18 protein-coding genes are annotated in these 13,275 nt (G+C 66.5%); 15 read left to right on the plus strand and 3 right to left on the minus strand.

The window, feature by feature from the left end:
* Positions 1-332, minus strand: a 332-nt coding sequence (locus CRO12_RS18175; protein WP_218838920.1) for a hypothetical protein, incomplete at its 3' end; no start/stop codon positions are given.
* A gap of 218 nt (positions 333-550) precedes the next feature.
* On the opposite strand from CRO12_RS18175, the gene CRO12_RS16735 reads away from it, so the two are divergent.
* The 14 genes from CRO12_RS16735 to CRO12_RS16795 all read left to right on the plus strand — a co-directional run bounded on the left by CRO12_RS16735 (position 551) and on the right by CRO12_RS16795 (position 10,504).
* On the plus strand, positions 551-1,081 hold the full coding sequence (locus tag CRO12_RS16735; protein WP_097065157.1) for a hypothetical protein: 531 nt from the start codon (positions 551-553) through the stop codon (positions 1,079-1,081).
* The gene (locus tag CRO12_RS16740) at positions 1,074-1,460 is read left to right on the plus strand and encodes a hypothetical protein (protein ID WP_179641079.1); all 387 of its coding nucleotides are present in this window, start codon (positions 1,074-1,076) and stop codon (positions 1,458-1,460) included. The genes CRO12_RS16735 and CRO12_RS16740 overlap by 8 nt, the downstream gene beginning before the upstream one ends.
* 12 nt (positions 1,461-1,472) lie before the next feature.
* Complete coding sequence (locus CRO12_RS16745; RefSeq protein WP_097065159.1) at positions 1,473-2,441, plus strand: magnesium and cobalt transport protein CorA; 969 nt, start codon at positions 1,473-1,475, stop codon at positions 2,439-2,441.
* 144 nt (positions 2,442-2,585) lie between these two features.
* The gene (locus CRO12_RS16750) at positions 2,586-2,849 is read left to right on the plus strand and encodes a hypothetical protein (RefSeq protein ID WP_097065160.1); all 264 of its coding nucleotides are present in this window, start codon (positions 2,586-2,588) and stop codon (positions 2,847-2,849) included.
* Positions 2,850-2,861: 12 nt separating this feature from the next.
* On the plus strand, positions 2,862-3,380 hold the full coding sequence (locus CRO12_RS16755) for a class I SAM-dependent methyltransferase (protein ID WP_245858586.1): 519 nt from the start codon (positions 2,862-2,864) through the stop codon (positions 3,378-3,380).
* Complete coding sequence (locus tag CRO12_RS16760; protein ID WP_097065161.1) at positions 3,377-3,622, plus strand: hypothetical protein; 246 nt, start codon at positions 3,377-3,379, stop codon at positions 3,620-3,622. Before CRO12_RS16755 ends, CRO12_RS16760 begins: the two co-directional genes overlap by 4 nt.
* 20 nt (positions 3,623-3,642) lie before the next feature.
* Positions 3,643-4,887 (plus strand): diaminopimelate decarboxylase, encoded by a 1,245-nt coding sequence (gene lysA / locus CRO12_RS16765; protein WP_097065245.1) that lies wholly within the window; start codon positions 3,643-3,645, stop codon positions 4,885-4,887.
* Positions 4,888-5,238: 351 nt separating this feature from the next.
* Entirely contained in the window at positions 5,239-6,207 is a 969-nt protein-coding gene (locus CRO12_RS16770; protein ID WP_179641080.1) for a glycosyltransferase, read from the plus strand.
* Positions 6,204-7,187 (plus strand): acyl-CoA dehydrogenase, encoded by a 984-nt coding sequence (locus tag CRO12_RS18405; protein WP_245858588.1) that lies wholly within the window; start codon positions 6,204-6,206, stop codon positions 7,185-7,187. Before CRO12_RS16770 ends, CRO12_RS18405 begins: the two co-directional genes overlap by 4 nt.
* Positions 7,184-7,825, plus strand: coding sequence for a PIG-L deacetylase family protein (locus CRO12_RS18410; protein ID WP_245858589.1), 642 nt, complete (start codon positions 7,184-7,186; stop codon positions 7,823-7,825). Before CRO12_RS18405 ends, CRO12_RS18410 begins: the two co-directional genes overlap by 4 nt.
* Complete coding sequence (locus CRO12_RS16780) at positions 7,822-8,412, plus strand: SAM-dependent methyltransferase (RefSeq protein ID WP_097065163.1); 591 nt, start codon at positions 7,822-7,824, stop codon at positions 8,410-8,412. Before CRO12_RS18410 ends, CRO12_RS16780 begins: the two co-directional genes overlap by 4 nt.
* A gap of 177 nt (positions 8,413-8,589) precedes the next feature.
* The gene (locus CRO12_RS16785; RefSeq protein ID WP_179641081.1) at positions 8,590-9,009 is read left to right on the plus strand and encodes a PH domain-containing protein; all 420 of its coding nucleotides are present in this window, start codon (positions 8,590-8,592) and stop codon (positions 9,007-9,009) included.
* The gene (locus tag CRO12_RS16790; protein WP_097065165.1) at positions 9,006-10,190 is read left to right on the plus strand and encodes a PH domain-containing protein; all 1,185 of its coding nucleotides are present in this window, start codon (positions 9,006-9,008) and stop codon (positions 10,188-10,190) included. The genes CRO12_RS16785 and CRO12_RS16790 overlap by 4 nt, the downstream gene beginning before the upstream one ends.
* The gene (locus CRO12_RS16795; protein ID WP_179641082.1) at positions 10,124-10,504 is read left to right on the plus strand and encodes a PH domain-containing protein; all 381 of its coding nucleotides are present in this window, start codon (positions 10,124-10,126) and stop codon (positions 10,502-10,504) included. Before CRO12_RS16790 ends, CRO12_RS16795 begins: the two co-directional genes overlap by 67 nt.
* A 176-nt stretch (positions 10,505-10,680) precedes the next feature.
* Here CRO12_RS16795 and CRO12_RS16800 read toward each other — a convergent pair whose 3' ends face one another.
* Entirely contained in the window at positions 10,681-11,514 is an 834-nt protein-coding gene (locus tag CRO12_RS16800) for a helix-turn-helix transcriptional regulator (RefSeq protein ID WP_097065167.1), read from the minus strand.
* A gap of 95 nt (positions 11,515-11,609) precedes the next feature.
* Between CRO12_RS16800 and CRO12_RS16805 the strand changes: the two genes are divergently transcribed.
* Positions 11,610-12,512: an SDR family oxidoreductase gene (locus CRO12_RS16805; RefSeq protein WP_097065168.1), complete on the plus strand. Its 903-nt coding sequence runs from the start codon at positions 11,610-11,612 to the stop codon at positions 12,510-12,512.
* Between the two features lie 214 nt (positions 12,513-12,726).
* Here CRO12_RS16805 and nusG read toward each other — a convergent pair whose 3' ends face one another.
* A complete protein-coding gene (gene nusG / locus CRO12_RS16810; protein WP_097065169.1) occupies positions 12,727-13,263 on the minus strand; it encodes a transcription termination/antitermination protein NusG in 537 nt (178 codons plus the stop codon).
* Between the last annotated feature and the right edge of the window lie 12 nt (positions 13,264-13,275).

A 13,275-nucleotide genomic window follows, 5' to 3' on the forward strand; every position in this document is an offset into this window, starting at 1 on the left:
AGATCGTCTATCCACCAAGCCCAGGTCAGCCCTGACAGCAGGTAGCCGCTCGCGAAGATGAGGTAGCGGCGTGGCTCCATGCTCGGAAGAAGGAACAGAGCGCTGGCCAGCAACGCGAAGAGCGCACCGCCGACCAGAAGAAAGAGCGAGCCACAGGCGCGGCGTGACCAGGACCAAACGGCACAGAGCCCGGCAAGCTCCATAGCCAGGAGAGCGGCGCAAGCAGAGTAAGTGAAAAGCACCGCTGACAGCCCTTTGCTGGCGACGTGGACGGCGCGCGGAGAGTGGCGCTGGCAGACAGCAGTGCCGGCCTCCTCGACGACGAGGGCCAAACACTTGACAACCAGGGCATAGGGTTTCGAGAGCGAAACCGCTGATCTGCGTAGTGGCGGCATAGCGGAGCCTGGCTCTTCTTCCGCGACGATCAAACGTCCGCGTTCAGGCTAGCATGCCCGTCCGTTCACTATGTCACCACTATGCAAACAGGTGGAATCGGTCTCGAATTGCTACGCCGCGGTGGATAGCTGCGCTGCCACACGAGGATGGTGGCATGGCAGCGTGGTTGAGTCAGCGGCGGGCGGATGTAGCGCTCCGCGCATCCGGCATTCTGCTAGCGTGGCTGGGTTATCTCGCCTTCGCCGAGCTGCTCGATCTTCATGCATCGACGCATCGGGTCATTCTCATTGACCACGCGCTCGCCGCCGTCAGCTTCGTTTCGGTGGGTAGCGGCGGTGCGCTGCTGCTGCTCGGCCGCCATCTGTTCGACGAGGTCGCCGTGAGCGCCCGATGGCGGCCCTGCGCTGACCCGCAGCTGTTCTCCCTTGACGAAGGCACATCCGAGATAATCGATATGAAAGAAGGTCCATTGAGCGTCAGCCGTTCGCCGGACGGCGGTTGGATCGTCCGCGACTCAGGACGGGTTCCGCGCGGCCGATTTCAGTCCGTCCGAGCCGTGCACGAGTTCGTGCAGGAACGCTGCGACGCTGACTCCACACCGACAGACGGCAGAGCGGAGCGTCTGCATGGGCGCCTGACGCTCTCCACCAAGCAGTCGGATCGATCTGGTGGCAGCCGTGGCTAAAGTGCCCGCGCGTCTCTTTGGCATGTTTATGCTCGCAGCTTCGTGCGGGTCGACCATGATCCACAAGTGGAGTTACGACATCACGCGATCTGAACCGGCTCAGATCGCCGAATTCGCGCTGGCGTTTCTCACGTTCGTCCTGGCAGCCACCGGCGTGCTGCTGCTGATCCACGGAGTTGCTCTGTTCGACCGCGTACGGGAGAGCAAGCGTGATGAGACCGAGCACGACACGTTCTCGCCATGGTCAGTCACGAGATCGGGATCGTCCTTCGACACTCGTCATGCGGCGGCACTGGCGCAGGCGCGGCTCGTGATCGCCCGGTCGGCTAGGCAACGACGCGGTCCTGCTACACGCCTCCCGCTGGTAACTCGTCGCTGAGCTGCCTCGCAGATGCCGGTCGTAGCGGCCTTCCTCTACCGTCACGGGCAACGGGTACGTCCGATTGCGATCAGCGAGCAGGCCTTCTGCCCGAGCGACCGCTCCGAGTTCGTATGGATCGGCTTAACCGAGCCGTGCGCCGATGAGCTGGAGGCGCTGCGCCAGATCTACGGCCTTCATCCGCTCGCCGTCGAGGACTCGCTCAAGGATGATCAGCGCCCGAAGGTCGACGTGTTCGGCGACCAGCTGTTCGTCATTGGGCGGACTGCGCATCTGTGCGACGGAACGATCGTCTACGGCCAGACGGCCGCGTTCCTGGGCCACAGCCACATCATCACCGTCCGGCAGGGCTCGACCCGGTCGCACCTGCCGCTGCGCGAGCATCTGGAGGGTGCGCCCGACCTGCTCGGCAAAGGCGGTGACTATGTGCTGCACGCGGTGCTCGACTTCATCGTCGACGGCTATCTGCCGCTGATGAGCGCGCTGGAGGAGGAGGTCGCGGCGATGGAGCAGCGAATGCTCGACACGTTCCTCGACCGGGCGGAGATCGCCCGGATCTTCGCTCTGCGCCGTGATCTGCTCCGCTTTGATCGGATACTCGGACCGATGGAGGAAGTCGCCCGCAAGCTGGCGAAGAACGACCTGCCGTGCATCGACGCGGAGGCGCGTCACTATTTTCGCGACGTGCTGGACCATGTCCGCCGCGTCGAGGCAATGGCGAGCGGCCTGCGCGACCTGCTCACCTCCGTGTTCGAGTTCAGCAACCTCATCGAGCAGCAGCGCACCGGCGCCATCACGCGTCAGCTTGCCGCTTGGGCGGCGATCCTGGCGGTTCCGACGGCGATTGCCGGCATCTACGGCATGAACTTTGAGCACATGCCAGAGCTCGGCAGCGCCTATGGCTATCCCGTCACGCTTGTCGTCATCCTGGCGACTTGCGCGGCGCTCTACTGGCGGTTCCGACGCGCGCGCTGGCTGTAGGCGCTGAAATGCGACGAAATGCGCCGCACGCTACGGCGTCACTATGCGCTTTTCGGAAATTGATCTCGAAAGGCTATGTCGTCGCCCGTACCTCAGCCAATGCGAGCGCAGGACGCTTGTCCATGGAAGGCTTGAGAAGGCGACATGTCGTTTGAACCCAGTTCGGAGCCCGACGAACGCGGGACGGTGATTTACGTCGGACAGGACCTGGCCGGCCACTGGCTGGTTCAGGATAGCGGCGGCAAGCTGGAGGGACGGTTCGTCTCGCGCAGCGCCGCCCTGAGCTTCGCGGAAGCGGAGCGCCAAATTTATCATGCGAGCGTCGAGATGGCGCCGATGCCGCTGGTGCCGCTCGTGTCCTTCGATCCCGTCCCTGCGGCCGAGCGCGCCGTAGCACGCGCCGCCTGAGGAGTTTCCCCGATGATCGTACGACTGAAATCGGCCGCGGCGCTGGCGCGCCGCTCGGCTCGCTCGTCGCAACGACCCGTCTCGCTGAGCGACCGATCCGTTCGCTCGGACCCGCGCTGGCCGGAGATCACGGCAACATTGGCGACCCTGCGTGACCGACGCCGCCATGCCATCCGCATCGTCGATGCCGACTGCGGACGCGGTGCACTGCTGATCGCAGTGGCGCGCTACGCCCGCACGCTCGGCTTCACGGCCATCGAGGGCAGAGGGATCGATGGATCGCCCGCACTGATCGGCGCTGCGCGCACTGCCGCTGCGCGCCTGCACGATCCGGCGATCGGCCTATCGTTCGAGTGCGCGGACCTGCTCACCGCCCTATCCGCGGAGGCGGAGCTGCCGGCCGACATCGTGCTGTGGAACGGCAGCGTGCACGCGGGCCATCGCAGCGATATAGCGGCAGCCTTGGCCGGCTCCGGCGACCGTGTGATCGGCGACCCATCGACATCGTCTAGCGACAGGCACGCCGCATGACCGCGCGGGATCTCCGGTGGCGGATCGGCGGCTTCGCGCTGACGGGCGGCTCCTGTGTCGCGGCGCTGGCGCTCGATGCCAGGCCGGTCACCTTGCCCCTCTTCCTGCTGGCGCTGCTCGGGCTGCCTTTGATGATCCACGGCAAGCGGGTGGCGCAACTGTTTCGTGCCGAGCGCCGTGGTCACTGCCACACTGCCGAGGCCGTTCATGCCGCGCGCGTGCGGCGGCAGGGCAGGCGATGACCGGCATGGCGCAGGACAGCATGGCAACTGGGCCGCGCTTCTTCGACTATCGGAACGGAACGCTCTTCGCGGAGGACGTCTCGCTTACCCGGATCGCCGAGGCGGTCGGAACGCCGGTCCACGTCTATTCGGCAGGCGCACTCCGGCACGCCGCAGACGAGTTCAGGGCGGCGGTTCGTCACCTGCCGGGCGCGCGTACCGCCTTCGCGGTCAAGGCGAACCCGAACACGGCGGTCCTCCGCCTCCTTGCCGAACGCGGCTACGGCGCCGACATCGTATCGGGAGGCGAGCTGCGCCGGGCGCTCGATGCGGGCATGGAACCCGCCGGGATCGTCTTCTCGGGCGTTGGGAAGACCGATCGGGAACTTTCCGACGCGCTGGAGGCGCGGATCGGCCAGTTCAATCTGGAGCTGGAAGAGGAGGGCGAAGTGCTCGCCCGCCTGGCGCACGGACGCGGCGTGCGAGCCCCGTCGCTGCTGCGCGTCAATCCCGACGTCGACGCCGGAACTCATGGCAAAATCTCGACGGGAAAGCGGGAGAACAAGTTCGGCGTGGCCATCGCTGAGGCCCCGGCGATGTACGACCGGCTCGCCCAGCTGGACGGGCTCGACCTTCGCGGCGTCGCGCTCCACATCGGCAGCCAGCTGAGCGACCTTGCGCCGCTCGAAGCCGCCTACCGCCGGATCGGCGAGTTGGTTTTCGAACTTCGCCGGCGCGGTCACACGATCACGCGCGTCGACCTCGGCGGTGGGCTTGGCATTCCCTACCATCTGCAGGATCGGGTGCCATCACCCGCCGCCTATGGAGCAATGGTAGCTCGCGTGACGAGGGAGTGGAACGTCGGTCTGACGTTTGAACCAGGCCGCGTCGTTGCTGGTGCCGCCGGGATCCTGCTCACCCGCGTGATCTGGGTGAAGCTGGGTGCCACTCACCCCTTTATCATCGTCGATGCGGCCATGAACGACTTGGCGCGTCCGGCGCTCTATGGCGCTCACCACCGCTTCTCCGCGGTGAGCGCCGGTCGCGAATCCATGGAGGCAACAATCGCAGGCCCGGTGTGCGAGACCGGTGACACCTTCGGCGTCGGGCAGGCCATCGACCGGGTCCGGCGCGGCGACTTGGCGGTGTTCCACACCACGGGCGCATACGGCGCCGCGATGGCATCAAGCTACAATTGTCGGCCGCTCTCTCCCCAGGTGCTGGTTGACGGCGCTGACTTCACGGTTGTTGGCGACCGGATGCTACCGGCTGAGTTGGTGGCGTAGGCGCTACAAGCGACCTTGATGAACGAGCGGCAGATATTAGGTGCCGTGGCATGCCGCTACAATGACCGCATTTGGGTCAAAACACGCGGCAGGACGGGTGTGCGGGGCTGCTGCTGCACGATTGCCTTAGTGCCAGCATAACCTAAGAGAGTAAGGCGCAGTGACGGAGTCAAGGAGCACAGCTTCGTCGAATTTCGATACCGCAAGGCGGTCGTGCTGGACGAGCGCCACTACTGCAGAGCGATAGTTGGAGGAGTTGGTCATCTCGGGGAAGGCCGGCGGACCGGAGGTGCAGCTCGGCGTGAGTGACGCACCTTGCTGAGCGAAGGCCCTCTCGCGATCGCCGTTCCGGTGCGCAATGAGGTTGAGCTACTGCCGCGCTTTTTGCGTGCTTTAGCAAAGCAGCGCGACGCTGGTCCGGTAACGCTCGCCGTCTTCTTCGACGATTGTGACGACGGCAGCGAGGCGCTGGTTGCCTCGTTTAAGCTGCCGTTCGCCGTCGTTACCGACTGCGCACGCATGGGCGGACGACCTAACGCCGGGCGCGCCCGCCGACGCGCGATGGCGTTGGCGATGGAAGCGGTGCCCGGCGGCGCGCTGCTGACCACCGATGCCGACAGCGCTCCCGCACCGGACTGGATCGCCGCATTTCGACGTGGCCTGGCGCAGGCGGATGTGGTTGCGGGACGGATCTTGACTGACGCCGGGCAGGACTCACCGACGCAGGGGCGACTTGGACGTTATTACGATCGGCTCCACACACTGCGGCGCGCGCTCGATCCGGTCGCATGGGAGGCGCCGCACACCCATCACTGGGGTAGCGCGGCGAGCCTCGCCATCCGGGCCGACGTCTATCAAGCGGTCGGCGGCTTCGCGGATATGGCGAGCGGCGAGGACGCGGCGCTGCTCGACGCCGCCGCGCGGGGCGGCTGGCGCCTCCGGCGCGACGCGGACGTGCGCGTCACCACTTCATCGCGCCGCACCGGGCGGGTGCCCGGCGGCTTCGCGGCGGCCCTGTCTGCGTGGGACGATGATCGCGTGGTGCCGACCGTGACGCACCCGGCGGACGAGGCATGGCGCTACACGCAGCACGCGCAGGCCCGGGCGCTTCACGGCGGGAAGAGGTTCGAGGCGCTCGCCGACACGCTGCGCCTGTCACTGGCCGAGGTGGAACAAGTCGCCGCAGAGTGCCGCAACGGCGAAGCGTTCGCCGCGCGGATCGTGGGCGCACCGCCAGGCGGCATGCGGCAGGTTTCGCTCGCCCAGGCCGAGCAACTGCTTGGCGCGCTCGAGGGCGAGCCACTGGAGGTGGTCGCGTGAGCGCGCCACTGACCCGCGGCGACGTCGCGGCGCTCACCGCGCGCCTTTCCCGATTGGACGATCCGTCCGACAATGCGGCGCTGCTCGCCCTCCTGCGCGTCCTCTACGATGTGGGTCGCCGCGATCTGCCGCTCGGCCGCTTGTTCGAGGGGCACGTCGATGCGCTCCAGATCATCGCGCGATACGGTACCGAGCAGCAGCGCGCGGGCGTGGAGGCTGCCGCATTCGACGGAGCGGCGTTCGGGGTGTGGAACGCTGACCGTCCGGGCGAGCCAACGCAGCTGCGGAACGGACGGCTGCACGGCAGCAAGGCATTCGCCTCGGGCGCAGGGGTACTCAGCCACGCGCTGATTTCGGTCGATGCGGACGGCGGACGCCAGCTGCTTCTGATCGACCTTGCGGCAACGCCGCCGACGATCGATCGCACTTGGTGGCGCGTCACCGGCATGCAGCGGTCGGAGACGCACCTCGTCTCATGGAACGATCAGGCGCTGCCCGCCGAGGCGGTGATCGGTGCGCCCGGCGACTACGTACGCGAGCCGTGGTTCAGCGGCGGTGCGATCCGCTTCGCCGCGGTGCAGGCGGGCGGCATCGCGGCAGTGGTGAACGGCGTGCGCGATCACCTGACCGCACAGGACCGCGCCGGCGACCCGCACCAGCGCGCACGCCTTGCCGAGCTGTACCTCGCGGCGCAGTCTGCTGCCGACGCAGTGGCGCGGGCGGCGGCGGGCTGGTCCACCCGGGACGTGCCGCGCACGCTGGCGCTGGTCGCGGCGGCACGGGCCGCGGTCTATGCAGCGGGCGAGCGAGTGCTGGCGCTCGCGCCCGCGGCAGTCGGCGTGCAGGCGATGTTCATCGACCATCCCTTGAGCGGGCAACTGACCGATCTGTCCACCTACCTGCGTCAGCCTGCGCCCGACCTCCAACGCGATCGGCTGGGGGAGGCGGTGGCCTCGGCGCTGGTCGCGCCCGAGCTGTGACGCTGCGTTTCCGCCGGTTACTGGTAATCGCGCCTCATCCCGATGACGAGGCGATCGCGGCCTGGTCCTTGATGCGGCGCGCGCGGCGGTGCGGTGCGCGGGTCGAGGTGGTGGTGGTGAGCGACGGCGGTGCCTCGCACCCGAACAGCCGAAGCTGGCCGCGCGGGCGACTGGTGGTCGAGCGGCGGCTGGAAGTGCGCCGCGTGCTGCGGACGATTGGCGTCGGATGTGCGAGTGTGGCGTTCCTGAACCTGCCTGATGGAGCACTGACCAGTCACCTCGCGGTGCTACGACGGTCACTCGCGCGAGCACTCGCCCGGTCAGGCGCGGATGTGGTGATCTCGCCGGTACCGCACGACGCCCACGCCGACCATCGCGCGGTCGCCGCGGCGCTCGCCGGCGTGCGGGGTCGCGGCGAGCGTCGGATGGGCTACAGCGTCTGGCCGGAAGGAGCGGCTCGCTCGCTCGGCCACCTGGTGTTGCCGCTGACCTCCGGTGAGGTGCAGCAGAAGCGCGCCGCGATCCGCCGCTACCGCACGCAGGCGGGGCGCATCACCGATGCCGAAGCGGGCTTTGCAATGACTCACCGCCACCTCAACGCGTTCGCGCGTCCGACCGAACGGTTCGCACGCCTGTGACGCGCGCGATCGATCTCGACGGCTTCGAAGCCAAGTTCACCGGGAGCGACGATCCCTGGTCGACCTGGACCGCTCATGACGAGGCAGTGAAGCGGCGCGCGATCATCCACGCGCTCGGGCCTGGCCCGCTGGGACGGGTACTGGAGCTGGGCGCGGGCAATGGCTCGAACAGCCGGTCAATCGCCTTCCGCACCCTGCGCCTCGACGCGACGGAGGCGACGGAGAAGGGCACCGCGCTGGTCGAGCGCGCGGTTGCCGCGCAGCCGCGCGCCCGAGCGCTGCAGCTCGCCGTCCCCGAGGAGCCGCCGCGCACTGTTTACGACGCGATCGTGGTGGCGGAGCTGCTCTACTACCTCGATCCACGCGACATGCGGGCGCTGGCCCGACAGGTTGCGCGATGTCTGCGCCCCGGCGGCACGCTCGTGCTCGCGCACCATCGCATCACCTTCTACGATTTCGTGCAGCATGCCGCGGGCATTCAAGACCGCTTCCTTGCTGAAACAGGCATGAGTTGGACCCGCAGCGTCGCTCGACGGACCGGCCGATGGGAAGTCTGGCGCTGCACGCCGCTCGGACGAAGCCGATAGCGCCGTGAGACCCCGGTGGATCGCTTGCTGACCTCCGTCCGTCATGCGGCGCGGATTTGCAGTCCCACCAGTTATTTCGGTTTTCATCGATGATCAGCACTGTACTATCGGTGCATGACACCTGAGCCCGATCCTCAGTTACTCGCAGTCGAACCCGGCTATCGGAATGTCCTCCGTGTGCGGCTCGCCGCCGCGTGGTTGGGAGTGACGATCGGCGCCATCGCGATCGATCAGCTTCTGCTGCGGGCTACGCCCGTGCACGGCGCTCTCACGGTGCTGATCCCGCTGGGCGCAATCATCAGCATCATCGTCGTTCCCCAGCGCATCTATCGTCGTCTCGGCTACCGACTGACGGGCGAGATGCTGCGGAGTGTCCACGGCTGGACCTTCCACACGGACACGCTTGTGCCGTTTGTCCGCGTCCAGCATCTGGACGTCACGCGCGGGCTGCTCGACAAGCTGTTCGGCACGGCCAGCCTCGTTGTTCATACCGCGGGTACCCACAACAGCACGGTCACGATCAGCGGCCTCTCACCGGCGCGTGCCGCCGAGATCCGGGACGTGATCCGCGAGCATGTGCGCTCGGACGTCGCGTGACACGCACGGACGTCACGGTCGGCGCGGCCGAGCGGCTGCACCCATTATACTTCCTTGCCGAGCTGGGCGGCATGCTGCGGCAGATGGCCGGCGGCTATGCCGCGATCGGCTATCTCGCGGCAACCGGCAGGTGGCGGATGGCGGCGCTGTTGCTGGTCGTCGTTTCCGCGGCGACATTCGTCGCAACGTTCCTGCACTGGCGACGCTTCGAATACCGCGTCGGCGCTCACGAGATCCGCATCGACAGCGGCATCGTGCATCGCACGCATCGCTCGATACCGTTCGACCGCATCCAGGATGTCGACGTCAGCCAGGGTCCGGTCGGTCGACTGCTCGGCATCGCGCGCGTCAGGTTCGAAACGGGCGGCTCCGCCGGGGACAAGGATGACGACGGCGCGCTGGCCGGTATCACGCTCGCCCGTGCAGAAGCGCTGCGCGACCTGGTACGCGCTCGGCGTGTCATGGGAGGCGAGGTCGCGGCATCAAGCGCCAGCGACGCTCCCGACACACCGGCGCTGTTCGCTATGGATCTCAGGCGTGTTCTCTTGGGCGGCGTCTTCAACTTTTCGCTTGCGGTCATCGCCGGCCTGTTCGGCGTGGCCCAGACGATTGGTGACGCAGCCGGTTTCAACTTTTTCAAACGCCGCTTCTGGCGTCAGGCGCTGGAGGCCGGGTCGCCGGTCATCGACCTGATCATGGCCCATCAGGTCGTCGCGGTTCTCGCCGGCCTAGTCTCACTGGCCACGATCGGCCTTGCCGCCGGCGTCGGACGTACTGTTCTGCGCGACTTCCGCTTCCGGCTCGATCGCACCGCCAATGGTCTGCGTCGCCGTCGTGGCCTGCTCACCGTCACCGATGTGACGCTGCCGATCCGTCGCGTCCAGGCGGCGATCATCGGTTCGGGTCCTGTGCGCGCCAGGTTCGGCTGGAGCGAACTGAAGCTGCAGAGCTTGGCCAAGGACGAGGGCACCAGGGGCGACCATGTGGTCGCACCGCTCGCTCGTGACGCGGAAGTCGCGTCGATACTGAGCGAGTTCGGCTGGCGATTCCCTGAACGACTGCTCCGTGGATGCGATCGTCCTCCACTTACGCCTGGAGCGTTACCGTTGTCGGAGTGGTCCTTGCCATCGCGCTGCTCGTCGCGTCGCCGTTCGAGCCCTGGATCGCTTTGGGCGGCCTGATCGTCGTCGCCGTACTGGTCGTCAGCCGCTGGCTGTGCTGGCATCGCTTCGGCTACGCGCTCGAGGAGGACCGCCTGTTGATCCGATCCGGCTGGTGGCAGCGCCGGTTGATCGTTCTTCCACTCGCCAGTGTGCAAAGCGCGGATGTGACCGGGAACCTTGTCAGCCGTCGCTTCGGAACAGCTGCCGTCACCTTCGGTGTCGCCAGTGGGCGCGGCTACGCTGCCCATCGCATCCCCGCTGTGCCCCGCAATGCTGCATACATGCTCCGGGAGCAGGTGCTCGGAAGCTACGACTTCGAGAGGCGGCCATAGAGGACATCAGGCGCCCCTCTGCACCTCAAGTGACCTGAGATGACGATCCGAGACTTCGACTGAGCGGTCCACCTTATCCTGTGTGTGATCGAGCGACCGAAGCTGGGGATGATCAGAACGACGCCCAAATTCAGCTTCTCGGTCAAACGCTAGGCTTCAGCAATCTCTGATCTCAATCAGTCTACACCAGCTTCGAGCAGCGAGCGCAGTCGCTCGGCGTCGAGGAGCGTCGCCGGGTTGTAGATGATCATCCCGAGTTCGGGACGCCCTTCGATTGCGAAGGTGGAGAACTCCATCGCAAGAAGGCCGGCGTCCGGATGATGGATGCGCTTCACACCCTCGCCATGCGCGACGACGTCGTTGTCCTGCCACAACGCCTCGAACTCGGGACTGATGCGGCATAGCTCCGCGACCAGCTTCGTGACCTCCGCGCTCATGATTGCGCCCGCGCGCGCAACATCGGCGCGGAAGGCGCCAACGACGAAGCGCGCGATCTCCTCCCAATCTTCGTTCCGAGCGCGGACATGGTCGCTGCCGAACATGAGGCGGAGGATGTTCCGGCCCTCACAAGGCAGCTTGGCATAGTCCGTCAGCAGCACCGCTGCTGCCCTGTTCCAGCCGACCACGTCCCACATCGCGGTCTTGATGACTGCCGGGCTCAGCATCATGCCGTCGAGCACGCGCTGCAGCCGTGGGGTAATGCCGTCTACCGGCTGGTAGCGCGCCTCAGGGGGTCGGCCGAGACCCAGCATATAAAGGTGTTCACGCTCCGGCTCAGTCAGCATCAGACCCTTGGCAATGCGGTCCAGGACGTCGGCCGATGGCGCTCCGCCGCGGCCCTGCTCAAGCCAGGTGTACCAGGTCGGGCTGATGTTGGCCCGGCTCGCCACCTCCTCTCGACGCAGCCCAGGCGTGCGCCTGCGGCCGCCAAACCCGAACGCCGTTGGATCGAGCCTTGTGCGGCGGTCGCGCAGATAGGTGCCGAGCGGGTTTGGCGCATCGATAGACACGTTGATCCTGTTGTAAGCTATACCATGATACCATCACTACTTTAACACGTGTGGCGAAGCCGGGATATGCCGCTCCGACAAGACGGAGATTTCACATGCGCGTATTTCTCACCGGCGCGACCGGCTTCATCGGCTCGCACGTCCTTCCTGAGCTGCTTGGTCGCGGCCATCAGGTGCTCGGCCTCACCCGCTCTGAGGCGGGCGCTAGGCAGCTTGAAGCAGTCGGCGCCGAGGTTCATCGGGGCGACCTGGATAAGCCCCAGACGCTCGCCAGCGGTGTGGCGCTCGCCGACGCGGTGATTCACTGCGCGTTCGACCACAACTTCGAGAATTTTTTTGAGAACACAAAAAAGGACGAGCGCAACATCGCCGCCATGGGCAAGGCGCTGACGGGGGCGCACAAGCCGATCCTGATTACGTCGGGTGTGGGCATCGGCACGCCGCTGAACGGTGGTCCGGCGACCGAGGACGTGCTGAACCCGCTCCATCCAAACCCGCGGATCGCGACCGAACTCGCGGGTGCGGCGCTGACTGCGCGACGTATCGACGTTCGCACCATCCGGCTGCCTCAGGTGCACGACACGACCAAGGCTGGGTTGATCACGCCGCTGGTGGCCGAAGCGCGTCGATCCGGAGCGGCAGCATATCTCGGCGACGGCAAGACGCGCTGGTCCGCGGCGCACGTCAGCGACGTTGCCAAGCTCTACGTCCTGGCGCTCGAGAAGGGCGAGCCGGGCGCGCGCTATCATGCGTCGGTGGAGGAGGGCGTCACGGCACGCGCCATTGCCGAGGCAATCGGAGAGGGCACGGGCCTGCCGGTTCGCTCGATCAACGCCGACGAGGTCGAGCGCTACTTCGGCTGGATGGCGCCATTCGCCGGTCTTAACATGACCACATCGAATGCCTGGACGGTAGCGCGGCTCGGGTGGGAACCGACGGGCCCAGATCTGCTCACCGACCTGGCGGCGATGGACTACTCGGAGTTTATGCAGGCCTGACCGTTCGATGCTCGTACCGTTCGTTGGTTTTTGAACAAGCGGCGGGTCTTGGGGAGAGTTCAGGGCGCAGAAGCTCTCAGCCCAACACGATCGGCTCGCAGCGCCGCGGCAAAGCCGCGTCGTCGGCCGGTCGCGGAGGCAACCGCCGGCTGGTGTCCGCCGTCTCCTAAATAGCTTCGCTACCTAGGCGCGGGCAGCAAGTAAGCCACACGGCTTACTTGCTTCGTTCCACTTGCTCGAAATCCAGTTCCACCGGGGTAGCGCGCCCGAAGATCGACACGGCGACCTTCACCTTGGCCTTGTCGAAGTCCAGTTCCTCGACCAGGCCGTTGAAGGTCGCGAACGGGCCGTCCAGCACCTTGACGGAGTCGCCGATCTCGAAATCGACCTTGATCTTCTGCTTGGGCGCGGCGGCGGCTTCCTCCTTGGTGTTGAGGATGCGCGCGGCCTCCGCCTCGCTGATCGGCTGCGGCTTGCCCGAGGAGCCGAGAAAGCCGGTCACCTTGGGCGTGTTCTTGACCAGGTGGTACACGTCGTCGTTCATGCCGAGCTTCGCCAGCACATAGCCGGGGAAGAACTTGCGCTCCGACTGCACCTTCTTGCCGCGGCGCACCTCCGTCACCTGCTCGGTCGGAACCTCCACCGCCTCGACCAGCGGGGTCAGGCCCAGCCGCTCGGCATCGGCCAGGATCTGGTCGCGGACCTTGTTCTCGAACCCGGAATAGGCGTGGATGATGTACCAGCGCGACATTGGACGTCCTTG

It is taken from the genome of Sphingomonas guangdongensis, assembly GCF_900199185.1.
Classification (GTDB): Bacteria; Pseudomonadota; Alphaproteobacteria; order Sphingomonadales; family Sphingomonadaceae; genus Sphingomonas; species Sphingomonas guangdongensis.